A 22,621-nucleotide genomic window follows, 5' to 3' on the forward strand; every position below is an offset into this window, starting at 1 on the left:
TCAGATCGCGCGTTTGACCATCATTTCTTTGATTTTGCCAATCGCCTTGGTCGGGTTCAGGCTCTTGGGGCAAACGTCGACGCAGTTCATGATGGTGTGGCAACGGAACAGGCGGTACGGGTCTTCCAGATTGTCCAGCCGCTCGGCGGTGCCCTGGTCGCGGCTGTCGGCGATGAAACGGTAAGCCTGCAACAGGCCGGCCGGGCCGACGAATTTGTCCGGATTCCACCAGAAGCTGGGGCAACTGGTGGAGCAACTGGCACACAAAATGCATTCATACAGACCGTTGAGTTCCTCGCGCTCCTCGGGGCTTTGCAGCCGCTCCTTCTCAGGTGCGATGCTGTCGTTGATCAAATAAGGCTTGATGCTGTTGTACTGCTGGAAGAACTGCGTCATGTCGACGATCAGGTCGCGCACCACCGGCAGGCCGGGCAGCGGCTTGAGCACGATGTCGCCCTTGAGCGTGTTCATATTGGTCAGGCAGGCCAGGCCGTTCTTGCCGTTGATGTTCATGGCGTCCGAGCCGCACACCCCTTCGCGGCACGAGCGGCGAAAAGAGATGGACGGATCGACCGCCTTGAGCTTCATGAGCGCGTCCAGCAACATGCGCTCGTGGCCGTCGAGCTCGACCTGAATCGTCTGCAGGTAGGGCTTGGCGTCCTTTTCCGGGTCGTAGCGGTAAATTTTGAAAGTGCGTAGGGCCATGTGTTTTTCTCCGTGCGTCGGGGCTGCGATCTGCAGTCGGCCTCAGAAAGTGCGAACCTTGGGCGGCACCGACGCCACCGTCAGCGGCTGCAGGTTGACCGGCTTGTACGTCAGGCTGTTGTCGGCGCTGTGCCACAGCGTGTGCTTCATCCATTCGGCGTCGTTGCGGCCCAGCGGGAACTGCGCGTCATCGGCCGCCCGCTCATAGTCGTTCACGGTGTGCGCGCCACGGCACTCGCGCCGTGCCGCCGCCGAGGTCATGGTGGCCTGTGCCGCCTCGATCAGGTTTTCCACCTCGAGCGCTTCGATGCGCGCGGTATTGAACACGCGCGACTTGTCTTGCAGGCCGATCTGCGCCACGCGCTCACGCAAGGCGTTGATTTTGACCACGCCCGCATCCATCACGGCTTGTGTACGGAACACGCCAGCGTGCTGCTGCATGGCGGCACGCAAGTCGTCGGCAACCGCCTGCGCGTACTCGCCGCCGCTGGCGCTGTCCAGCCGCGCCAGCCGCGCCAGCGTTTTGTCGGCAGCATCAGACGGCAGCGCTTTGCGGTTTTTCTGCTGGTCGTTGAACTGCACGATGTGGTTGCCGGCCGCACGGCCGAACACCAGCAGGTCGAGCAAGGAGTTGGTGCCCAGGCGGTTGGCGCCGTGCACGCTGACACACGAGCATTCGCCCACCGCGTACAGGCCGTTGACCACCTGTTGGCTGCCCGCTCCGTCGGGCACAAGGACCTGGCCGTTGATATTGGTCGGAATGCCGCCCATTTGGTAGTGAATGGTCGGCAGCACCGGGATGGGTTCGCGCGTGATGTCGACGTTGGCGAAGTTGACGCCAATTTCATAGACCGACGGCAGGCGCTTGTGAATCGTCTCGGCGCCCAGGTGGTCGAGCTTGAGCAGCACGTAATCCTTGTTGGGGCCGCAACCACGACCTTCCTTGATTTCCTGGTCCATGCAGCGGCTGACGAAGTCGCGCGGCGCCAAGTCTTTCAAGGTGGGCGCATAACGCTCCATGAAGCGCTCGCCGTTGCTGTTGAGCAAAATGGCACCTTCGCCCCGGCAACCTTCGGTCAGCAACACGCCCGCGCCGGCCACGCCGGTGGGGTGAAACTGCCAGAACTCCATGTCTTGCAAGGGAATGCCGGCGCGCGCTGCCATGCCCAGACCGTCACCGGTGTTGATGAAGGCGTTGGTGGAGGCGGCAAAGATGCGACCAGCGCCGCCGGTGGCCAGCAGCGTGGTTTTGGCTTCCAGAATGTAAGTCTCGCCGGTTTCCATCTCCAGCGCGGTCACGCCCAGCACGTCGCCGCTGGCGTCGCGGATCAAGTCCAGCGCCATCCACTCGACGAAGAAAGTGGTGCGGGCAGCCACGTTTTGCTGGTATAGCGTGTGCAGCATGGCGTGGCCGGTGCGGTCGGCGGCGGCGCAGGCGCGCTGCACCGGTTTTTCACCGTAGTTGGCGGTGTGACCGCCGAAGGGGCGCTGATAAATCGTGCCGTCGGGGTTGCGGTCGAACGGCATGCCAAAGTGTTCCAGCTCGTAGACCACTTTGGGTGCTTCACGGCACATGAACTCGATGGCGTCCTGGTCGCCCAGCCAATCCGAGCCCTTGATGGTGTCGTAGAAGTGGTAGTGCCAGTTGTCCTCGCTCATATTGCCCAGCGAAGCACCAATGCCGCCTTGCGCCGCCACGGTGTGCGAGCGGGTCGGGAACACTTTGGAGAGCACGGCGACTTTGAGGCCGGCGCGAGCCAGTTGCAAAGAGGCACGCATGCCGGAGCCGCCAGCTCCGACGATCACCACGTCAAACTGACGCTTGGGGAGTTTGCTGGTCATGGTCATGGCTTCAGAGTCTCCAGAGAACTTCAATGGCCCAGCCCAGGCAGGCCACAAGCCAGACGATGGTGAACACATGCAGCGCCAGCCGCACGCCGGTAATCTTGACGTAATCCATCCAGACGTCGCGCATTCCGACCCAGGCATGCCAGGCGAGTGCGATAAAGACGGCCAGCGTCAGGCCCTTCATCCAGTGCGGCACAAAAATGCCGGCCCAGGCTTCGTAACCGATCGGGCCGCTGGTGAAAATCACCTGCAGCACAACAATCAGGGTCCAAAGCGCCATCAGGGCGGCGCTGACGCGCTGCGCGAGCCAGTCGCGCAATCCGTAGCGCGCGCCGGTGACGACGCGCTGCGTACCGTGGTTGACAGTCATGGTGTTTTTCCTTGTGAACGCGGGGAGAAATCGCTTGGGCAGGGCGTGGAAGTTGCAGCCCGGATTAATAAAGCCCAAACAGTTTGGCACCCAGCAGCAGCGTCAAGCCCAGACTGAGCACCAAAGTGAAAATGGCCGACGAGCGCCCGAACGCCTTGCTCACCGCGTGGGTCGCGTCCATGTACAGGTGGCGCAGACCGGCGATCAGGTGGTGCAGGAAGGCCCAGATCAGCGCCAGCACGACCAGTTTGAACAGCCAGCCGGGCACCAAGCCCAGGCCGACGACGAAAGCCGCAGCGAAACGATCAAATGAAATTTCGGACGACGCCGAGGTATCGAACAACCAGACGATCAGCGGCAGAAGTAAAAACATCAGGACGCCGCTGACGCGGTGCAGGATAGACACCCAGCCAGCCGCTGGCAAACGGTAGCTGGGTAGGTCGGTCACGGCGTTGATGTTGCGAAATTCGGGCCGCTTGTGGGTCAACTCGGGCATGGTGGGGCTTTCTTGCGGATGGTGCGGTGCTTGTACCGGGGCTGTAACTTGGTGGTAACTCTGGCCGACAGCCAGGAATTCTATTGCAATGCAACAAGGAGTTTGCTGACAAGGTCGGGATTTCAGTTGAACTAAATGGCTTGGCCGCCGTCATGAGCGCTTGTTGCAAGAGGCCAAGCCTGCTGCTGGCACACCCAAAGAGCGTTTCCACATTCTCGGCTCGGCTCAGCTCAATTCGTTGCGGTAATGGTGCGCGTCGGTGCGGTAGATGCCGCGGCGCAGCTCCATCGGCGCGTCGTCGTAGGTATAGGCCAGGCGCTCGACGCTCAGCAGCGGATGGCCCTCGGGAACGCCCAGCCACTGGGCGGCGTCGGCGTCGGCGCTCACCGCCTTGATTTTTTCCCAGGCACGCACCATGCAGACGCCAAACCGGGTTTCGAACAAGGCGTACATCGGGCTCTGATCGCCAGACAGCAGCTCCAGTGTCAAACCCTTGAACGGCAGGCCGGGCAGCCAGATGTCTTCCAGAATGGTCGGCTGGCCGCCAAACGACAGCATGCGCCTGAGTTGCACAATCGGGTCGCCGCTGCGCAGCGCCAACAGACGCGCCACCTCGGCGCTGGCGCGCAGGCGGCGGCATTCGATGATGTGGCGCTCGGCCGGCCCTTGTTCATCGAGCGTACCGGTATCGGGCAGCAAGCGCAAAAAACGGTACGGGATGTGACTCTCAGCATGGGTGGTGACGAAAGTACCCTTGCCCTGGCGGCGCACCAGCAAGTTGTCGCCAGCGAGTTCATCGATGGCCTTGCGCACCGTTCCCTGACTGACCCGGTAGCGCGCCGCCAGTTCGACTTCGCTCGGAATACTGTCGCCCGGCTTCCATTCACCCGCTTGCAAACTGCGCAAAATCAAGGTCTTGATTTGCTGGTAGAGCGGACTGAAAGCAGGCACTGCCAGCGCGCCGGCGTCCCCGCCTGCTGGCGCGGCAATCGTGTTGCCGGCGTCCTTGACGGGTGAATCGATCGAGACGGCGGGCGGTGTAGCCATGATTTGCTGGTTTGCAATGGTGGCGTCAGAGACGTTTGACGACAAGGCCAAGCTTGACGAAAAGGCCAATCATATCTTATATAAGACATAAGACAAATTGACGCAAGCGGCGCGTCAGAGTACACTTCGTGTCCGGTGCGGCTCGGCTGCTTGGCGGGGCTTCCCTTACCTTCGGGTTCGTGTTTTGCGGGGTTTTCATTCCCCGCTTTCTTCTTCCACCGTCATTTTATGGAGTCTCCCCCATGAGCAAGAAGCCCGTTCGCGTTGCCGTCACCGGTGCCGCCGGTCAAATCGGTTACGCCCTGTTGTTTCGCATCGCCTCGGGCGAAATGCTGGGCAAGGACCAGCCCGTGATCCTGCAACTGCTGGAAATCCCCGACGAAAAAGCCCAGAAAGCGCTCAAGGGCGTGATGATGGAGCTGGACGACTGCGCCTTCCCGCTGCTGGCCGGCATGCAAGCCCATAGCGACCCGATGACCGCCTTCCAGGACACCGACTACGCGCTGCTGGTCGGCTCGCGTCCGCGTGGCCCTGGCATGGAGCGCGCCGAGCTGCTCGCCATCAACGGCGCCATCTTCACCGCCCAGGGCAAGGCCCTGAACGCCGTGGCCAGCCGCGACGTCAAGGTGCTGGTGGTCGGCAACCCAGCCAACACCAACGCCTACATCGCCATGAAGAGCGCGCCCGACCTGAAGCCGGGCAACTTCACCGCCATGCTGCGCCTGGACCACAACCGCGCCGCCAGCCAGCTCGCCGCCAAGACCGGCAAGCCTGTCTCCAGCATCAAGAAGCTGGCCGTGTGGGGCAACCACTCGCCCACCATGTACGCCGATTACCGCTTCGCCACCATAGCCGGCGCATCGGTCAAGGACATGATCAACGACCAGGAATGGAACGCCAACGTGTTCCTGCCCACCGTGGGCAAGCGCGGTGCCGCCATCATCGAAGCGCGCGGTCTGTCCAGCGCCGCCTCGGCCGCCAACGCCGCCATCGACCACATGCGCGACTGGGCCCTGGGCACCAGCGGCGAATGGGTCACCATGGGCATCCCCTCGCAAGGCTGGTACGGCATCCCCCAGGACGTGATGTTCGGCTTCCCCGTCACCTGCGCCAACGGCGAGTACACCGTGGTGGAAGGCCTGGCCATCGACGCTTTCTCGCAAGAGTGCATCAACAAGACCCTGGCCGAGCTGCAGGGTGAGCAAGATGGCGTCAAACACCTGCTGTAATTCGTTGGTAACTACGGCGTGATTCATCCGCGCGACATTCTCCTCGGTGCCCAGGCTGGCGCGTTCGCGCTGCCGGTCTGCGATCACTACAGCGGGGTGGAGGCGCGGATGAAGAAAAGCCTGCGGCTGCAAGCCGACCTCACGGCCGAATTCGGCACCTGCGTCTTTGATGTCACGCTCGACTGCGAAGACGGCGCGCCCGCTGGCGGCGAGACCGAACACGCAGCCCTGGTGGCCGAGCTGGTGCTGGGCGCGCCGGTGGGCGCGCGTGTCGCGGTCCGGGTACACCCGGTCGATCACCCGCACTTTGACGCCGACATCGCCCAGATTGCAGGCAGCGCGGCGGCGCGCCTGTGTCATGTGATGCTGCCCAAGGTCGAATCGGTGGCCGACGTGCAACGCGCCGCAGCCGCACTCGACGCCGTCGGTGCCCGTGCCCTGCCGCTGCACGTCTTGATCGAATCCCCCGCTGCGGTGCAGCGCGCCTTTGACATCGCTGCGCAGCCGCGTGTGCAGTCGCTCAGCTTCGGGTTGATGGACTTTGTTTCGGCCCATGGCGGCGCCATTCCTGCCTCGGCCATGACGCTGGCCGGACAGTTCAGCCACCCGCACGTATGGCGCGCCAAGCTGGACATAGCGGCCGCCTGTCACGCGCACGGCAAGGTGGCTTCGCACAACGTAGTCACCGAGTTGAAAGACCTGGCGGCGTTGCAACACGCTGCCAGGCGTGCCGCTGCAGAGCTGGCTTACACGCGCATGTGGAGCATTCACCCGGATCAAATCCGACCCATCATCGCGGCCTTTACACCCGACGAAGCTGCCATCGAAACGGCGACGGCGATCATAGAGCGCGCCGCCGCTTCCGACTGGGCGCCGGTGCAGCACGAAGGATGCCTGCACGACCGTGCCAGCTACCGCTACCACTGGCAAGTGATCGAACGCGCACACCAGACCGGGCACACCCTGCCCGCAAATGTGCGCGCCTGGTTTCCTGCTTGACGCTCACCCACCCCACAAACCATAACCATCAACCCCGCCGGAGAACACCATGTCGACCTTCCTGACCGACTACCGCGCCCACACCGCTGAACGCGCCGCCCTGGGCATACCGCCGCTAGCGCTCGACGCCAAACAAGTCGCGGCCCTGATCGAGCTGATCAAGGCCCCGCCCGCAGGCGAAGACGCTTTCCTGATGGACCTGCTGACGCACCGCGTGCCGCCAGGCGTGGACGACGCCGCCAAGGTCAAGGCCAGCTTCCTGGCGGCCGTGGCGCATGGTGACATCCAGGTCGGCCTGATCTCCAGGCCTAAGGCCACCGAGCTGCTGGGCACCATGGTGGGTGGCTACAACGTGCACCCGCTGATCGAGCTGCTGGACGACGCCGAGGTGGCGGCCGTGGCCGGCGCAGCGCTGAAGAAGACGCTGCTGATGTTCGATTACTTCAACGACGTGGCCGAGAAGGCCAAGGCCGGCAACGCGGTGGCCAAGGAAGTGATGCAGAGCTGGGCCGACGCCGAGTGGTTCACCAGCCGCCCCGAAGTGGAAAAGAAGATCACCGTCACCGTCTTCAAGGTGCCCGGTGAAACCAATACCGACGACCTGTCTCCCGCGCCGGACGCCACCACGCGCCCGGACATCCCGATGCACTATCTGGCGATGCTGAAGAACACGCGCCAGGATTTTGGTACTCCGGGTGGTGCGGCCTTCAAGCCCGAGGAAGACGGCAAGCGCGGCCCGATGCAGTTCATCGAAGACCTGAAGAAAAAGGGCCACCTGGTCGCCTACGTGGGCGACGTGGTCGGTACCGGCTCCAGCCGCAAATCGGCCACCAACAGCGTGATCTGGGCCACCGGCCAGGACATCCCCTTCGTGCCGAACAAGCGCTTTGGTGGCGTCACCCTGGGCGGCAAGATCGCCCCGATCTTCTTCAACACGCAGGAAGACTCGGGCTCGCTGCCGATTGAAGTGGACGTGTCCAAGCTGGAAATGGGCGACGTGGTCGACGTGCTGCCCTACGACGGCAAGCTGGTCAAGAACGGCCAGACCGTGGCCGAGTTCAAGCTCAAGAGCGAGGTGCTGTTCGACGAAGTGCGCGCCGGCGGCCGCATCAACCTGATCATCGGCCGCTCGCTCACCGCCAAGGCGCGTGAATTCCTGGGCCTGGCAGCAAGCACGCTGTTCCGTCTGCCCGCTGTGCCTGCGCAAACCAAAGCCGGTTTCACGCTGGCGCAGAAGATGGTGGGCCGCGCCATCGGTCTGCCCGAGGGCCTGGGCGTGCGCCCCGGCACCTACTGCGAGCCACGCATGACCACCGTGGGTTCGCAGGACACCACCGGCCCGATGACCCGCGACGAGCTGAAAGACCTGGCCTGCCTGGGTTTTTCCGCCGACCTGGTGATGCAGTCCTTCTGCCACACCGCGGCCTACCCCAAGCCGGTCGACGTGAAGACGCACCGCGAGCTGCCCAAGTTCATCAGCAGCCGCGGCGGCGTGGCCCTGCGCCCGGGCGACGGCGTGATCCACTCATGGCTGAACCGTCTGTTGTTGCCGGATACGGTTGGCACCGGCGGTGACTCGCACACCCGCTTCCCCATCGGCATCTCCTTCCCCGCAGGCTCGGGCCTGGTGGCCTTTGGCGCCGCCACCGGCGTGATGCCGCTGGACATGCCCGAGTCGGTGCTGGTGCGCTTCAAGGGCCAGATGCAGCCCGGCGTGACGCTGCGCGACCTGGTGCACGCGATTCCGCTGTACGCCATCAAGGCCGGTCTGCTGACGGTGGCCAAGGCCGGCAAGATCAACGCCTTCTCGGGCCGCATCCTGGAGATCGAAGGCCTGCCCGACCTGAAGGTCGAGCAGGCGTTTGAACTATCCGACGCGTCGGCCGAGCGCTCCGCCGCCGGTTGCACCATCAAGCTCAACCCCGCGCCGATCAAGGAGTACCTCAGCAGCAACATCGTGCTGATGAAGAACATGATCGCCGACGGCTACGAAGACAAGCGCACCTTGCAGCGCCGCATCGAAAAGGTCCAAGCCTGATCGACCTGGCCGACATCAAGGAACCCATCCTGTGCTGCCCGAACGATCCGGACGACGCCAAGTTCTTGAGCGAGGTGGCGGGCACGAAGATCGACGAAGCCTTCATCGGCTCGTGCATGACCAACATCGGCCACTTCCGCGCCGCCGCCAAGCTGCTCGGCGGCCAGCGCGACATCCCGGTCAAGCTGTGGGTCGCGCCGCCGACCAAATCAGAAAAACTTTCCACGTATCCATGTTTCAGTGGCTCGGGAAATTACAGAACGAATATTGCACTACCGAAAAAATCCACGAGTTCGATCTGGTGGTGGCCAAAAACTTTCTGCAGACGCCGAATGGGCACAGAGACAAAGACTGGTGTCTGCCTGCCGCGGGTTGTCATAGACGTCTCGTGGGCCCGGTCCATCTCCACCAGCAACGCCACGTTGGCGGCCGTGTACTTGCGCGCGGCCGTAGCCGCTGGTAGGGCGCAGGTAGGTCAGCACCACACCGCGTTCGCGCTTGTGCGCTGGGGGTGGTCAAACCGAGTCAGCACCCGACTGATGTGTTCGTAGCGCTGGTTATCGGCCGCACTACCTGGGGCTGGGCTGTGAACGCCAGCTGCGGCGTTGCGCTGAGAAACAGTTGCAACTGCTCAAGGCTTCGATAGGGCCTGATGGTCTGCGCAGGCAAGTCATTCAAAAAGCCCACGGCGTCCCTAAGCTGCCATCTCAAATCCTCGTAGCCGACGCGCCCGCTGCCGACAACCCATAGGCGCCGCCGCGTACCGACGACAATCTCGGATAATTCGCTTTTCTGAACACCCGCCATGACCGAGCCGATCGACTACCCCAGCACCTCGCCCCAGGTTTTGTCTGCCGTCAGGCGCACGCGCTGGCTCGCCGTGGGCAGCCTGCTGGGCCTGATCGTGCTCGGCTTGGCCTGGGAGCTGTGGCTGGCCCCGCTGCGCCCAGGTGGCTCGTGGTGGGCGATCAAGGTGTTGCCGCTGACGCTGCCGCTGATTGGCTTGCTGAAAAACCGCATGTACACCTACCGCTGGGTCAGCCTGTTGGTGTGGTTGTATTTTGCCGAAGGTGTCATGCGCGTCTACAGCGACGCCGGCTTGTCGGCGTGGCTGGCCGGGCTGCAGGTGTTGCTGTGCGTGTGCTTGTTTGTCGCTTGCGCGCTGCACGTGCGCATCCGGCTGCGCGGCGCGGGCAAAGCCGCTGTGGCAGCCGACCAGGTGCGCCATGCCGCCGCCATTGGCGCCGCCACCGACCCGGTGGCGGCGCCCGCCGAGCGGCCATGAACGAGTTGCTGGCGCTGTTGCGCCAGACCGTGGGCGCGCACCACGTGCTCACGCATGAGGATCCGAACGCCGACCTGAGCGCCTGGGAGCAAGACTGGCGCGGCCGCAGCCGGGGCCGCGCGCTGGCGGTGGTGCGCCCGGCCAACACCGAAGAAGTCGCCGCCGTGCTGCGCGCCTGCGCCGGCGCCGGTGCGGCGATCGTGCCGCAAGGCGGCAACACCGGGTTGGTGCTGGGTTCGGTGCCCGACGCCTCGGGCACACAAGTGCTGCTCAGCCTTGGACGCATGGACGCGGTGCTCGAGCTCGACGCGGCCAACGCCAGCGTCACGGTGCAAGCCGGCTGCGTGTTGCAAAACCTGCAACAAGTGGCCGCCCAAGCCGGTTTTCTGTTCCCCTTGCGCCTGGCCTCTGAGGGCAGTTGCACCATCGGCGGCAACTTGGCCAGCAACGCTGGCGGCACCCAGGTGCTGCGCTACGGCAACGCACGCGAGCTCTGTCTGGGGCTGGAACTGGTGACGGCGCAAGGCGATGTCTGGCACGGCCTGTCGGGTCTGCGCAAAGACAACAGCGGCTACGACTTGCGCAACCTCTTCATTGGCAGCGAAGGCACGCTGGGGGTCATCACCGCCGCCACCCTCAAGCTCTACCCGCTGCCAGCGGCGCAGTTGTGCGCCTGGGCCGCCGTGCCCAGTCTGGGCGCTGCGCTGGAACTGCTCAGCCACGCGCAGCGGCAACTGGGCGCTGGCCTGACGGGTTTTGAAATCATGGGCCAGTTCGCACTCAGCCTGGTGGCCCGGCACTTCCCGCACTTGCGCGTGCCGCCGTGGCAAGGCGCGCCCTATGGCGTGCTGCTGGAATGCAGCGACAACGAATCTCAAAGCCATGCCCAGGCCAGCCTGGAGCGCCTGCTGGGCTGCGCGCTCGAACTCGGCACGGTCAGCGACGCCGTCTTGCCGACCAGCCTGGCGCAGGCGCAGCAGCTCTGGCAGGTGCGCGAGCACATTGCACTGGCGCAGGCCAAAGAAGGGCCTAACATCAAGCACGACATCGCGCTGCCGGTCTCGCGCATTCCGGCCTTTTGCGCCGAGACCGATGCCCTGCTGCAACGCGAATGGCCCGGTGTGCGGCTGGTCACTTTCGGTCACCTGGGCGACGGCAACCTGCACTACAACGTGCAAGCCCCTGCCGGGGTGGATGCAGCCGTTTTTTTGCGCGACTGGGAAGCGCGCATCAACACTCTGGTGTTTGACGCCGTGACGCGCTACCATGGCAGCGTCAGCGCCGAGCACGGCATTGGCAGCCTGAGAGCGGGCTTGCTGCCGCAGTACAAAGACCCGGTGGCGCTCAGGCTGATGCGCGCTGTCAAGCAAGCACTAGACCCGCAAGGGATCATGAACCCCGGTCGCGTCCTGTCATGAACACATGGGCCAAGCTGTTGTACATACTGGGTGCTGCGCTTGTGCTGCACGGCGCGGCGCTGGCCACGCCGGTCGCGTCGCAGCCAGCGGTGGCCGCGTGGCGCGAGCAGGCGCGTGCACTCGAACACGGCGAAGGTGTCACGCGCGACATTGAAAGCGCCATCGAGCTGTATTGCAAAGCCGCCCTGGCGGGCGACGCCCAGGCCCAGTACGACCTGGGTTGGATCTACGCCAACGGCCGTGGCGTGGCGCGCAGCGATGCCTATGCCGCTCATTTCTTTCAGCAAGCCGCCCACCAGGGCGACGCCCCGGCGCAGCGCATGCTGGCGCGCATGACCGAAAACGCCGCTCCACCGCCTTGCGTGCTGGCGGCCCAGCAGGCTGCAGAGATCGAACGACTGCGCCGCATCGAAGCCGATCTGGCCGACCAGCAGCAGCAGATGGCGAACGGGTTTGAACGCCTCATAGACAGCGCCCGCGAGCAACAGGTAATGGCGATCGTGCGCCGTCTGGCACCCGAATACGGCATACACCCCGGCCTGGCGTTTGCCGTCATCCGCGCCGAATCCAATTTCAACCCGCTGGCGGTATCGAACAAAAACGCCCAGGGCCTGATGCAGCTCATTCCTGAGACCGCCGCGCGTTTTAACGTGCGCAAACCCTTTGACCCAGAGCAAAACATCCGCGGCGGGCTGGCCTATCTGCGCTGGCTGCTGGCCTACTTCAGGGGTGACGTGTCGCTGGCGCTGGCGGCTTACAACGCGGGCGAAGGTGCGGTCAACCGCCACCGCGGCGTGCCGCCGTTCCAGGAGACCCAGAACTACCTGCGTCGCATCCGGGAAGTGTTCCAACTGCCCTACCACCCGTTTGATGCCCGCGTCACGGCGCCATCGCCTGAACTGGCGCGCATCCGCGCGGCACGGCGCTGACTGTCGCCACCAGCGCAGGTGTAGGCTCGAAATCCCGCACAATCACGGCTTTCTGACGCTGGCGGCGGCCGCCCTGCTTGATGCCCACGGCTGCCGTCAGAAAGCAAGAAAGAAGCCTTGATGACCCGCCCGATCCGCTCCCAATACGAAGACTTCGTTCGTCACGTGCTTGCCCAGGGCGTACAAAAAACCGACCGCACCGGCACCGGCACCACCAGCGTGTTCGGCTACCACATGCGCTTTGACCTGAGCGAAGGTTTTCCGCTCATCACCACCAAAAAAGTCTTTTGGCGCGCCATCGTGGTCGAACTGCTGTGGTTTTTGCGCGGTGACAGCAACGTCAAGTGGCTGCAAGAACGCGGCTGCACCATCTGGGACGAATGGGCCGACCCGCACGGCGAGCTCGGCCCGGTCTACGGCGTGCAGTGGCGCAGTTGGCCCACGCCCGAAGGGGGCCAGATCGACCAGATGGCCGAGCTGATTCAGAGCCTGAAAACCAACCCGGACTCGCGCCGCTTGCTGGTCAGTGCCTGGAACGTGGCCGACCTGCCCAAAATGGCTCTCATGCCCTGCCACGCGCTGTTTCAGTTCTATGTGGCGCCGCCGACCAGCCCGCAAGGACGCGGCAAGCTGAGCTGCCAGCTCTACCAGCGCAGCGCCGACGTGTTTCTGGGCGTGCCATTCAACATTGCCAGCTACGCCCTGCTGACGCATCTGGTGGCGCAGCAATGCGAACTCGATGTGGGTGACTTCATCTGGAACGGTGGCGACTGCCACATCTACCACAACCACCAGCAGCAAGTGGCGCTGCAACTGAGCCGAACGCCGCTGGCCTACCCCAGGCTGAACATCGCGCGCCGACCTGCCAGCCTGTTCGAATACGAACCGGAAGACTTCGAGCTGCAGGACTACCAGTGCCACCCGGCCATCAAGGCGGCGGTGGCGGTGTGATCAAACACCAGCCGCAGCGCGCATGATTTCACGCCGCCAACTCTGGGCCCTGCTGGCTCTGACGCTGATGTGGGGCGTCAACTGGCCGATGATGAAGCTCTCTTTGCAAGAGCTGACCCCGCTGTATTTCCGCGCCAGCACCATGCTGCTGGGCGCGGCCTGGCTGTTTGCCTATGTGGCGCTGCGCGGCGAGCGCATGTGGCCACGCGGACGCGAATGGCTGGTGATTGCGCTGCTGGGCCTGCCCAATGTGCTGGGCTGGCACACGCTGTCGATTTACGGCGTGCAAGAACTCGCCTCCGGGCGCGCCGCCATCCTGGGCTTTACCATGCCGATCTTCACGGTGCTGATCGGCGCCTTGTTTTTTGGCGAACGCATCACGCCGCGCGTGCGGCTGGCGGTGCTCAGCGCCAGCATCGCCATCGGCTTGCTGCTGTGGCACGAGCTGCAGCGCCTGAGCGGGCGCCCGGTCGGCATCGCCTGGATGCTGAGTGCGGCGTTTTGCTGGGCGCTGGGCACTTTGCTGTTTCGGCGTGCCCGTCTCACGCTCGCGCCCATGGTGGTGCTGGTTTGGATGCTGCTGCTGGGCAGCGCTGTGCTCTGGGTGCTGGCGCTCTCGCTCGAACCGCTGCCGCAACCGAGCGGCTTTTCGCTGCCGATGTGGATCAGCCTGGCCTACGGCGTGTTCATCAACTACGGGCTGGCGCAACTGATCTGGTTTGCCATGGCGCGCAACCTGCCCCCGGCCACCAGCGCCATGAGCATCATGGCGATTCCGCTGGTCGGCACGCTCAGTGCCACCGCCATCGTCGGCGAAGTGCCGCACTGGCAAGACTGGCTGGCGATCGTGTTTGTGATGCTCGCCATCGCCAGCGTGCTGTGGCCTCAGCGCAGCGTGGCGGCCCCAGCGGATCGGCCCTGATCGGCGCAGCGGCACAATCACCCCATGGCAAGCAAACCGACCCGTCTGAACCTGATCTACGCGCGCGCCGCCAACGGCGTGATCGGCTACCACAACGCCCTGCCCTGGCAACTGCCGGAAGATTTGGCGCACTTCAAGCGCCACACGCTGGGCTGCCCGGTCATCATGGGACGCAAAACCTGGGACTCTCTGCCGCCGCGGTTTCGCCCGCTGCCGGGCCGCTCTAACATCGTTCTCACGCGCGACAGCGGCTGGCGCGAGGCAGGCGCGCGGCGCGCCGACTCGCTGCCCGCCGCGCTGGCGCTGTGTGCCGACGCCGCCGACGCCTGGGTGATTGGCGGCGCTCAAGTCTATGCGCAGGCGCTGGCGCTGGCGCAGCGCGTGCTGGTGACAGAAATCGACCAGGCGTTCGAAGGCGATGCCTTTGCGCCCGCGCTCGGCCCGCAGTGGCAAGAGAGCGCGCGCGAATGCCAGCGCAGCGCCACGGGTTTGTCGTTTGCCTTTGTCGAATACCGCCGCGCGGGTTGAACCGCGCTTGAACCGAAATTGAAGGCTGCCGCATGCAACTGGCCACCTGGAATATAAATTCGCTCACCGTGCGCCTGCCGCAGGTGCTGGACTGGCTAGGCGCACACCCGGTCGACGTGCTGGCGCTGCAAGAACTCAAACTCAGCGACGATAAGTTTCCCGTCCAGGCCTTTGCCGACGTCGGCTATCAGGCGCAGTGGCACGGGCAGAAAACCTACAACGGCGTGGCCTTGCTGAGCCGTTCGGCGGCGACCGAGGTGGTGAAAAATATCCCCGGTTTTGCCGATGAGCAGGCGCGCGTGCTCAGCGCCAGCATTGCCGGGGTGCGCGTGATTGGCGCCTACTTTCCCAATGGCCAAGCGCCGGGCAGCGATAAATTCGCCTACAAAATGCGCTGGCTCGACGCGCTGCACGATTGGGTGCGCAGCGAAATGGCGGCGCACCCCCATTTGGTGCTGCTGGGCGACTACAACATCACCTTTGACGACGCCGACGTCTGGGACCCGGTCGGCTTGGTCGGCAGCATCCACTGCACGGACGAAGAGCGCGCGCAGTTGCAGCGCCTGCTTGACCTGGGCTTGCACGACGCGCTGCGCTTGTTTGCGCCAGCAGAAAAAAGCTTCACCTGGTGGGACTACCGCGAATTCGCTTTTAGGCGCAACCGCGGGCTGCGCATCGACCACATCTTGATCAGCAAGGCGCTCGCCGCCCGCGCCCGCGCCTGCGTTATCGACAAAACCCCACGCAAAAACGAACGTCCGAGCGACCACGCGCCGGTGCTGCTGACGCTGGATGCAGTGCCTTAACGTGAAAGTCGGGCCGCGACTCACTTCGCTCCCCTCTCCCGCGTGCGGGAGAGGGGTTGGGGGTGAGGGAGAACGGGCATGACTTTCATTTTTTGGGGCGCCTTTTAAAGTCATGCCCGTTAGGTCGGTCGGCCTTGGCAACTGCAAGCGGCAAGCTGTGGCCTTACTCCAGGTCCAACTCCTGAATTTTGCGCGTGATGGTGTTGCGCCCAATGCCCAGCTTTTGCGCCGCCTCGATGCGCCGGCCGCGGGTGCTGGTCAGTGCGGTCTGAATCAAACAGGTTTCCACACGGCGCATCAGCACGTCCCACACGTCGCTGCGGTCTTGCTCCAGCAAGGCCTGGGCCTCGGCCCGCAAGCCCTGCTCCCAGGTGGCGGTGCCAGGCACGCACGGGTGCGCCGCCGAATCAGCATCCGCCAGCGCGAGGAGTTGCGCCGGCTCGGCGGGCGGCGCAGCCGCGGGCACGGCGGCGGCGCCAACTGATTCGGCGCCGGGTTGTGCCAGCACCTCGGGCGGCAGATCCTTGGGTTCAATCACCTGGGCCGGCGCCATCACGCTCAGCCAGTGACAAATGTTTTCCAACTGGCGCACGTTGCCGGGAAAATCGAACGCCGCCAAGCGCTGGAGCGCGGCGTCGCTGATGCGCTTGGGCTCCACACTCAACTGGCTGGCACTGTGCTGCAGAAAAAAACGTGTCAGCAGCGGCACATCCTCACGCCGCTCGCGCAGCGCCGGCAAGCGCAGGCGAATGACGTTGAGGCGGTGAAACAAGTCTTCGCGAAAGCCACCTTCCTTGACGCGTTGCTCCAGATTCTGGTGCGTGGCGGCAATGACGCGCACCTGGGCTTTGACGGCGCTGTGGCCGCCGACGCGGTAGAACTGCCCGTCCGAGAGCACGCGCAGCAGCCGGGTTTGCAAGTCATACGGCATGTCGCCGATTTCGTCCAAAAACAGGGTGCCGCCGTCGGCCTGCTCGAAGCGACCACGCCGCAGCGTCTGCGCACCGGTGAAGGCGCCGCGCTCGTGGCCGAACAGTTCGGATTCCAGCAGGTCTTTGGGAATGGCGGCGGTATTGATCGCCACGAAAGGCCCGCGCGCGCGCGACGAGTGCCGGTGCAGCGCGCGCGCCACCAGCTCCTTGCCAGAACCAGACTCGCCGGTGATCAACACCGTCACCTGACTCTGGCTCAGACGGCCAATGGCGCGAAACACGTCCTGCATGGCCGGCGCCTGACCCAGCATTTCGGGCGCAGCCGTCATGCGCTCTTCAGCCACGGCTTCGACCTGGCTTTCCTGCAGCGCGCGGCGAATCAGATCGACCGCACGGTGCAGATCGAAGGGCTTGGGCAGGTACTCGAAGGCCGCGCCCTGAAAGGCCGCGACCGCGCTGTCGAGGTCAGAAAATGCGGTCATGATGATGACCGGCAATCTGGGCCGTCGTTTCTTGAGCTGCTCCAACAGATCCAGACCCGAACCACCCGGCATGCGGATGTCGCTCACCAGCACGTGCGGCCCATCCTCTTCGGGCGCCTGATCCAGCGCCCGCAACACGTCTTGCGGGTTGGTGAAACTGCGGGTTGGCAGGTTTTCGCGCAGCAAGGCTTTTTCCAGCACGAAGCGGATCGATTGATCGTCATCCACTATCCATATCGACTTCATGCGCTGTGTGTCCCTTCGTCAGCAAACGGCGTTGTGGTTCAGTCTCAGGGCAGGGGAAGCAAAATTTTGAATTCGGTTTGCCCCGGCTCGCTTTTGCACTCGATCAGGCCATGATGCCGCTGGACAAAAGTCTGCGCCAGCGTGAGCCCAAGACCCGAACCGCTTGCGCGCCCTGAGACCAGCGGAAAAAAAATACGGTCTTTGATCGAATCTGGCACGCCTGGCCCGTTGTCGATTACAAGCAATTCCAATGCCAACCGGTAGCGCTGCTTGCAAAAAGTAATCTGACGGTTGACGCGCGTCTTGAAAATGATTCGCCCATCGCCAACGGCAATGAGCGGCGCGAGTGCCTGCGCGGCGTTTTGAGCGATGTTGAGCAGCGCCTGAATGAGCTGTTCGCGGTCGCCGCGGAACTCGGGAATCGAGGTGTCGTAGTCGCGCAGCACGCTCAGACCGACGGGGAACTCGGCCACAATCAGGGCCCGCACGCGCTCGCAGACCTCGTGGATGTTGACGTCGCCCACCACATGCGCGCGGCGATGCGGCAGCAACAGCCGATCGACCAGCGACTGCAAGCGGTCCACCTCGTCGATGATGACCTGGGTGTATTCGTTCAGCGCCCTGGAATCGATCTCCATCTGCAGCAATTGCGCCGCGCCCCGAATACCACCCAACGGGTTTTTGATTTCGTGTGCCAGGTTGCGAATCAGCTCCTTATTGGTCTGGGCCTGGTCGATCAGGCGCTCCTCGCGCTCTTGGCGCGCTTGCTGCTCCAGCGGCAACATTTCGACCACCACTTCACCCGCCGCTTCGGTCTGCGCCACCAGCACGTGCACCGGCAGCGGTTCATGCTGCAGCCGCTTGAGCCGGGCGTCATAGCGCAGCACGGCGAATTCGTTGCTGCGCACGCCCAACAAGGCCTTGCGCAACAGCCCCGGGTCGGTGAAGCAGTCTTGCAGCAAGCCGTTCACGATGCTGCGGCGCGACAAGCCCAGCGCGTCTTCCAGCGCAGCGTTGGCGTACAACACCGCACCGTCAGCAGCGACCACGGCCACCAGCGTGGCCAGCAAATCAAGCGCCTGAAAGCGCTGCGCAGCGCTTTCAGATGTTGGGGATGGCAGGGATGGCAGGGATGGCGGGGACGCCACGAGCGGCAGCAAACCCCTCATTGCAGAGTGGCATTGGCCACGCCCGCCGCACCGCCCAGACGATCGAGTTCGCGCCGCAGACCATCGACATCGCTTTGCGCCCGCTCGAGCGCTGCTTTGAGTCCAGCCACGCGTTCGAGGTAGAGCTGACGGTTGCGAAATTCAATGCCCTGCAACGGCGGCTCGCCACCGGCGTACGCCTGCTGCGCCTGCGCCAACCGCTCTTGCGCGCGATTGAGCTCGGTTTGCAGAATCAGCCGCGCATCGCTGTCACGCGCGCGCTGCGCCGCCGCGTCGGTGCGCGCAGCCGCCGGACGTGCAGCCGGCGCCGCAGCGGCGGCGTTGCGCGTCGCCTGCGGCACACGCGCTTCGGCGGCGCGCTGGGGTGTGGTGCCATGCACGATGGTGACGTTACCGCCTTCCATCAGGACGCAGCCCCTGCTGATGGCCACTTGAGCGTCGTTGATGTACTCCACCGGCGTGCCCGGGCAGCGGTAAATGCGCTCCTGCGCCTGAACTGGCGCCAAGCCCAGCGCAGCAACGCCAACGAGCAGCCAGCGCCAGCTTGCGGTCGATGTCATGATGGAAAACACGAATACTCCCGTTGCACGATTTCGAACTCCCAGCCCACGGCCACGCCGCGTATTTTGAGTATGACCGAAAACCAGCGCTGAAGTGCCACGGGTCAGAGCGAAAGCGACGCAAGCAGAGCAGCCGGCGCAAAAAAAGGACGGCCTGAGCCGTCCTTTTTGTCATCGTGCCCAGGCGCGCCGGGCGTGGTCAAGGCATCACAGGCTGAAGTACATGTCGTACTCGACCGGGGCCACCTCGATGCGGCCACGCGTGACCTCACCCATCTTCAGTTCGATATAGGCGTCAAGCATGGTATCGGTGAACACGCCACCCCGGGTCAAAAAGGCGCGGTCTTGATCCAGGTGTGCCAGCGCCTGATCGAGGCTGTGGCAGACCGTTGGCACCAGGCGATCTTCTTCCGGCGGCAGGTGGTAGAGGTCTTTGGTTGCAGCTTCGCCCGGGTGAATCTTGTTTTCCACACCGTCCAGACCGGCCATCAGCAGCGCAGAAAAGCCCAGGTAGGGGTTCATCAGCGGATCCGGGAAGCGCGCTTCCACGCGCCGACCCTTGGGGTTGGCCACGTAGGGGATGCGGATCGCGGCCGAGCGGTTCTTGGCCGAATAGGCCAGTTTGACCGGTGCTTCGAAGTGCGGCACCAGGCGCTTGTACGAATTGGTGCCGGGGTTGGTGATGGCATTCAGTGCCCGCGCATGCTTGATCAAGCCGCCAATGTAGTACAGCGCAAACTCGCTCAGGCCGGCGTAACCGTCGCCGGCAAACAGATTTTTACCGTCTTTCCAGACCGACTGATGCACGTGCATGCCCGAGCCGTTGTCACCGGCATAGGGCTTGGGCATGAAGGTGGCGGTCTTGCCGTAGGCGTTGGCGACGTTATGCACCACGTATTTTTGCAGCATGGTCCAGTCGGCGCGCTGCACCAGGGTGCTGAAGCGGGTGCCGATTTCGTTCTGGCCCGCACCGGCCACCTCGTGGTGGAACACCTCGACCGGGATGCCCAGCGACTCGAGGATCAGCGCCATCTCGGCACGCATGTCTTGTGTGCTGTCGACCGGCGGCACGGGGAAATAGCCCCCTTTGACGCTGGGGCGGTGGCCGCGGTTGCCGCCTTCGAGCTTGGCGCCCTTGTTCCAGGGCGCTTCGTACTCTTCGATTTCGTAGAAGGTGTGACCCGGCGCGGTGCTCCAGCGTACACCGTCAAAAATGAAAAACTCGGGCTCCGGGCCGAAGAAGGCGGTGTCGCCCAGACCGGTTGACTTGAGGTAGGCCTCGGCGCGCCTGGCGATGGAGCGCGGATCGCGGTCGTAGGCCTTGCCGTCGGTCGGCTCGATCACGTCGCAACTCAGAATCAGCGTGGTCTCTTCGTAGAAGGGATCGATGTTGGCCGTGTTCGGGTCGGGGATCAGTTGCATGTCCGAGGCTTCGATGCCTTTCCAACCCGCAATGGACGAACCATCGAAGGCGTGGCCCGAGATGAATTTCTCTTCGTTGAAATGCGACACCGGCACGGTGGTGTGATGCTGCGCACCACGGGTATCGGTGAAGCGAAAGTCAATGAACTTGACTTCGCTGTCTTGCACCATTTGCATCACGTCTGCGACGGTCTTGGCCATCAAATGCTCCTGTAACTGGGTAAGTGAAAAAGTGACTTCATTCTCTAGCAGCATCCGTGCCAGATAAGCGTCATGCGACGGCTATCTGCACGATCTGCTCGAATTATGACCGAGTCAACTGCAGCGGCAGCGGTGCAGCCATCAGCCGCAGATGCACCAAAAAAAACGAACGCTACGGCACCAACAGCAGGCAAATCCTCAATGTCGCACCAATTCAGGGCCAAGCAAGGCACCATTTTTGTGCAAACCCGCGCGCAGATCGGCAAAAGCCCGCTGCACCGCCTGTGGATCGCCTTTGACACCGAGTTCGATGTGCGACCCAAACTCAGGATGGTCCACGCAGGGCAGGCTGAACACCTTGACCGGGTGCGTGCGCTCAATGTCTTGCATCAGCGGCGTGAGCGCAGCCTCCTGCCCGCCGATGACCAGCACCGAACGTTCCAGCCGAGCACCTACGCGCTGGCAGTAGCGATATTGCTGATCCAGCACAGCCTCTATCATGGGCCAGGCCATGACCGGGAAGCCAGGCACGAAGTGCACCACGGCGCCGCCTGGACCATCGCAACTGAAGCCGGGTATCTGGTTGTACGGGTTGTGAATCAGGCGCGCACCGGCGGGAAAGACACCCATGTTGTAGCGGTGCACGTTCTCAGGGCGGTCGGGATCAAAAGTCTGGCCCTGTTCAGCGGCGCGCTGGCGCATGCGCTGCTCGATCAAAACCTTGGCCTGCGGGTGTAGCACCAGCTCGACGCCCAGCGCCGCCGCAGCGCTCTGGCGGGTATGGTCGTCGGGCGTGGCACCTATGCCGCCGCAGGAAAAAACCACGTCACTGCTGGCGAAGGCCTGACGCAAGATGGCGCTGATGCGCGCCGGGTCGTCGCCCACACCCTGCACCCAGGCCAGCGCCAAACCACGCGCGCCCAGCAGTTCGATCACCTGTGGCAGGTGCTTGTCAGCCCGTTTGCCGGAGAGAATTTCGTCGCCGATAACGATCAGGCCGAAAGCGGGTGGGCATGTGGTTTCAGCAGTCATGTGGAACTTGATGGGAGAACGGAACCTGGGGGTAGGTCCGGCGGCTTCTCCTGCGCGACTGACAGGTCGAGCGGCACAGCAGCACGCAAGTGCTGCAAAGCGGCCAGCGCGTAGTGCGTGAACCAGAGCGCGGTAAAGATCAGCACCAGCGTGTAGACCCAGACCGCCACCGGCACCAGCAACGGGGCCAGTGCAATGAACATGGCGCCCGAAGCCCACAGCAAACTGGGTGCGGCACTCAAAAAACCGCTGATCACACCCATCAGCAGCAGCGCGCTGCGGTGCTGGCGGATAATGAATTGGCGCTCGGCTGGGCTCGCATGTTCGGCCAGCGCGTCGAAAACGAAGACCCGGTAAGCCAGCCAACCCCAGATCAGCGGGGGCAGGATGAGCACCAGCGGCGGAATCAGCCACAGCGGCATCGAAACCAGCAGCGCCAGCAAGGCCAGCAGGGTCGAGCCCAAGGCCCAGAGCAAACCGTGCAAAAAAGAGGCGCCACGCTTGCGCTCCAAGCGGGCAAAACGACGCTGACCGACCAGATCGGCCAGCGCCGAACCCATGAAGACAGCCACCAAGAGCAAGCACAGCAGCACGATCAGCGGCGTCACCAACACCAACACCAAGAGCGGCGCCAACACGGCGCTCAGTTCAGCCAGGCCGATGCGCTCGAGCCAGGCAAGCAAAGCCTGCACCAGTTGGTAGGCCTCCAGCCAGGCCGTCACCGAAGCGACGGCTGCGTCCCAAAAAAAGTAGCCCAACGCAAAAGACAAGACCACCATTAACAGCAGCGGCAGAAACGACAGGGCAATCACGCGCGGATGCACGCAATAAGCCAGGGCACGCCAGAATGAATCGAGCAACAGACTCATGGCGGCGAGGATACAGGGCTTTTGGCCTGCACAGCGGCACTCCGTCGCAGGACCCGGTCGACACGCGCACTGCAACAGACCTCGCAAAACCGACAAGAGTGCAGCTTTGTACAGATAAAACCAATGAGTCACACAAA

The 22,621-nt window shown here is 63.8% G+C and carries 20 protein-coding genes and 1 pseudogene; 10 read left to right on the plus strand and 11 right to left on the minus strand.

The annotated features are described in order from the left end of the window. The 5 genes from EST26_RS05015 to EST26_RS05035 form a co-directional block, all read right to left on the minus strand. On the minus strand, nt 1–705 hold the full coding sequence (locus EST26_RS05015; RefSeq protein ID WP_291065807.1) for a succinate dehydrogenase iron-sulfur subunit: 705 nt from the start codon (nt 703–705) through the stop codon (nt 1–3). 42 nt (nt 706–747) lie between these two features. Continuing rightward, nucleotides 748–2,553 (minus strand): succinate dehydrogenase flavoprotein subunit, encoded by a 1,806-nt coding sequence (sdhA, locus tag EST26_RS05020; RefSeq protein WP_291065808.1) that lies wholly within the window; start codon nt 2,551–2,553, stop codon nt 748–750. 4 nt (nt 2,554–2,557) lie between these two features. Further along, nucleotides 2,558–2,923: a succinate dehydrogenase, hydrophobic membrane anchor protein gene (gene sdhD / locus EST26_RS05025; protein WP_291065810.1), complete on the minus strand. Its 366-nt coding sequence runs from the start codon at nt 2,921–2,923 to the stop codon at nt 2,558–2,560. Nucleotides 2,924–2,987: 64 nt separating this feature from the next. Further along, a complete protein-coding gene (gene sdhC, locus EST26_RS05030; RefSeq protein ID WP_291065811.1) occupies nt 2,988–3,419 on the minus strand; it encodes a succinate dehydrogenase, cytochrome b556 subunit in 432 nt (143 codons plus the stop codon). A 225-nt stretch (nt 3,420–3,644) separates the two neighbouring features. Then, entirely contained in the window at nt 3,645–4,466 is an 822-nt protein-coding gene (locus EST26_RS05035; RefSeq protein ID WP_291065812.1) for a GntR family transcriptional regulator, read from the minus strand. Between the two features lie 242 nt (nt 4,467–4,708). On the opposite strand from EST26_RS05035, the gene EST26_RS05040 reads away from it, so the two are divergent. From EST26_RS05040 to xth, 10 genes and pseudogenes are all read left to right on the plus strand, one after another. Continuing rightward, entirely contained in the window at nt 4,709–5,695 is a 987-nt protein-coding gene (locus tag EST26_RS05040) for a malate dehydrogenase (RefSeq protein ID WP_291065815.1), read from the plus strand. Nucleotides 5,696–5,713: 18 nt separating this feature from the next. Continuing rightward, the gene (locus EST26_RS05045) at nt 5,714–6,694 is read left to right on the plus strand and encodes an aldolase/citrate lyase family protein (RefSeq protein ID WP_291065817.1); all 981 of its coding nucleotides are present in this window, start codon (nt 5,714–5,716) and stop codon (nt 6,692–6,694) included. Nucleotides 6,695–6,743: 49 nt separating this feature from the next. Continuing rightward, nucleotides 6,744–8,941: pseudogene (locus tag EST26_RS05050) on the plus strand (bifunctional aconitate hydratase 2/2-methylisocitrate dehydratase); the annotation flags it as partial. Nucleotides 8,942–9,537: 596 nt separating this feature from the next. After that, on the plus strand, nt 9,538–10,017 hold the full coding sequence (locus tag EST26_RS05055) for a DUF2069 domain-containing protein (RefSeq protein ID WP_291065819.1): 480 nt from the start codon (nt 9,538–9,540) through the stop codon (nt 10,015–10,017). Further along, nucleotides 10,014–11,435 carry an FAD-binding oxidoreductase gene (locus EST26_RS05060; protein WP_291065821.1) on the plus strand — a complete coding sequence of 474 codons (1,422 nt, stop codon included), beginning with the start codon at nt 10,014–10,016 and terminating at the stop codon, nt 11,433–11,435. Before EST26_RS05055 ends, EST26_RS05060 begins: the two co-directional genes overlap by 4 nt. Further along, nucleotides 11,432–12,364, plus strand: coding sequence for a transglycosylase SLT domain-containing protein (locus EST26_RS05065; protein WP_291065822.1), 933 nt, complete (start codon nt 11,432–11,434; stop codon nt 12,362–12,364). The genes EST26_RS05060 and EST26_RS05065 overlap by 4 nt, the downstream gene beginning before the upstream one ends. Nucleotides 12,365–12,484: 120 nt before the next feature. After that, nucleotides 12,485–13,315, plus strand: a complete 831-nt coding sequence (locus tag EST26_RS05070) for a thymidylate synthase (RefSeq protein ID WP_291065825.1) — start codon at nt 12,485–12,487, stop codon at nt 13,313–13,315. A 22-nt stretch (nt 13,316–13,337) separates the two neighbouring features. Then, the gene (locus tag EST26_RS05075) at nt 13,338–14,237 is read left to right on the plus strand and encodes a DMT family transporter (protein ID WP_291065827.1); all 900 of its coding nucleotides are present in this window, start codon (nt 13,338–13,340) and stop codon (nt 14,235–14,237) included. Between the two features lie 24 nt (nt 14,238–14,261). Beyond that, entirely contained in the window at nt 14,262–14,765 is a 504-nt protein-coding gene (locus EST26_RS05080; RefSeq protein WP_291065830.1) for a dihydrofolate reductase, read from the plus strand. A 32-nt stretch (nt 14,766–14,797) separates the two neighbouring features. Then, nucleotides 14,798–15,571, plus strand: coding sequence for an exodeoxyribonuclease III (xth, locus tag EST26_RS05085; RefSeq protein ID WP_291065832.1), 774 nt, complete (start codon nt 14,798–14,800; stop codon nt 15,569–15,571). Nucleotides 15,572–15,734: 163 nt separating this feature from the next. On the opposite strand, the gene ntrC is transcribed toward xth, so the two are convergent. The 6 genes from ntrC to EST26_RS05115 all read right to left on the minus strand — a co-directional run bounded on the left by ntrC (nt 15,735) and on the right by EST26_RS05115 (nt 22,484). Then, nucleotides 15,735–17,231: a nitrogen regulation protein NR(I) gene (gene ntrC / locus EST26_RS05090; protein WP_291065834.1), complete on the minus strand. Its 1,497-nt coding sequence runs from the start codon at nt 17,229–17,231 to the stop codon at nt 15,735–15,737. Nucleotides 17,232–17,275: 44 nt separating this feature from the next. After that, a complete protein-coding gene (gene glnL / locus EST26_RS05095) occupies nt 17,276–18,400 on the minus strand; it encodes a nitrogen regulation protein NR(II) (RefSeq protein ID WP_291065836.1) in 1,125 nt (374 codons plus the stop codon). Beyond that, nucleotides 18,397–18,960: a hypothetical protein gene (locus EST26_RS05100; protein WP_291065838.1), complete on the minus strand. Its 564-nt coding sequence runs from the start codon at nt 18,958–18,960 to the stop codon at nt 18,397–18,399. The genes glnL and EST26_RS05100 overlap by 4 nt, the downstream gene beginning before the upstream one ends. A gap of 207 nt (nt 18,961–19,167) precedes the next feature. Continuing rightward, a complete protein-coding gene (gene glnA, locus EST26_RS05105; protein WP_291065840.1) occupies nt 19,168–20,583 on the minus strand; it encodes a type I glutamate--ammonia ligase in 1,416 nt (471 codons plus the stop codon). A gap of 198 nt (nt 20,584–20,781) precedes the next feature. Next, nucleotides 20,782–21,615, minus strand: a complete 834-nt coding sequence (locus tag EST26_RS05110; RefSeq protein ID WP_291065842.1) for a molybdopterin-binding protein — start codon at nt 21,613–21,615, stop codon at nt 20,782–20,784. Next, nucleotides 21,612–22,484, minus strand: coding sequence for an EI24 domain-containing protein (locus EST26_RS05115; RefSeq protein ID WP_291065844.1), 873 nt, complete (start codon nt 22,482–22,484; stop codon nt 21,612–21,614). The genes EST26_RS05110 and EST26_RS05115 overlap by 4 nt, the downstream gene beginning before the upstream one ends. Nucleotides 22,485–22,621 lie beyond the last annotated feature (137 nt).

Source organism: Hydrogenophaga sp., from assembly GCF_014773545.1.
Classification (GTDB): Bacteria; Pseudomonadota; Gammaproteobacteria; order Burkholderiales; family Burkholderiaceae_C; genus Hydrogenophaga.

Coding starts and splice junctions, on each gene's coding strand:
- EST26_RS05015 (WP_291065807.1), bottom strand. CDS start 705: ATGGCCCTACGCACTTTCAAAATTTACCGCTACGACCCGGAAAAGGAC.
- sdhA (WP_291065808.1), bottom strand. CDS start 2,553: ATGACCATGACCAGCAAACTCCCCAAGCGTCAGTTTGACGTGGTGATC.
- sdhD (WP_291065810.1), bottom strand. CDS start 2,923: ATGACTGTCAACCACGGTACGCAGCGCGTCGTCACCGGCGCGCGCTAC.
- sdhC (WP_291065811.1), bottom strand. CDS start 3,419: ATGCCCGAGTTGACCCACAAGCGGCCCGAATTTCGCAACATCAACGCC.
- EST26_RS05035 (WP_291065812.1), bottom strand. CDS start 4,466: ATGGCTACACCGCCCGCCGTCTCGATCGATTCACCCGTCAAGGACGCC.
- EST26_RS05040 (WP_291065815.1), top strand. CDS start 4,709: ATGAGCAAGAAGCCCGTTCGCGTTGCCGTCACCGGTGCCGCCGGTCAA.
- EST26_RS05055 (WP_291065819.1), top strand. CDS start 9,538: ATGACCGAGCCGATCGACTACCCCAGCACCTCGCCCCAGGTTTTGTCT.
- EST26_RS05060 (WP_291065821.1), top strand. CDS start 10,014: ATGAACGAGTTGCTGGCGCTGTTGCGCCAGACCGTGGGCGCGCACCAC.
- EST26_RS05065 (WP_291065822.1), top strand. CDS start 11,432: ATGAACACATGGGCCAAGCTGTTGTACATACTGGGTGCTGCGCTTGTG.
- EST26_RS05070 (WP_291065825.1), top strand. CDS start 12,485: ATGACCCGCCCGATCCGCTCCCAATACGAAGACTTCGTTCGTCACGTG.
- EST26_RS05075 (WP_291065827.1), top strand. CDS start 13,338: ATGATTTCACGCCGCCAACTCTGGGCCCTGCTGGCTCTGACGCTGATG.
- EST26_RS05080 (WP_291065830.1), top strand. CDS start 14,262: ATGGCAAGCAAACCGACCCGTCTGAACCTGATCTACGCGCGCGCCGCC.
- xth (WP_291065832.1), top strand. CDS start 14,798: ATGCAACTGGCCACCTGGAATATAAATTCGCTCACCGTGCGCCTGCCG.
- ntrC (WP_291065834.1), bottom strand. CDS start 17,231: ATGAAGTCGATATGGATAGTGGATGACGATCAATCGATCCGCTTCGTG.
- glnL (WP_291065836.1), bottom strand. CDS start 18,400: ATGAGGGGTTTGCTGCCGCTCGTGGCGTCCCCGCCATCCCTGCCATCC.
- EST26_RS05100 (WP_291065838.1), bottom strand. CDS start 18,960: ATGACATCGACCGCAAGCTGGCGCTGGCTGCTCGTTGGCGTTGCTGCG.
- glnA (WP_291065840.1), bottom strand. CDS start 20,583: ATGGCCAAGACCGTCGCAGACGTGATGCAAATGGTGCAAGACAGCGAA.
- EST26_RS05110 (WP_291065842.1), bottom strand. CDS start 21,615: ATGACTGCTGAAACCACATGCCCACCCGCTTTCGGCCTGATCGTTATC.
- EST26_RS05115 (WP_291065844.1), bottom strand. CDS start 22,484: ATGAGTCTGTTGCTCGATTCATTCTGGCGTGCCCTGGCTTATTGCGTG.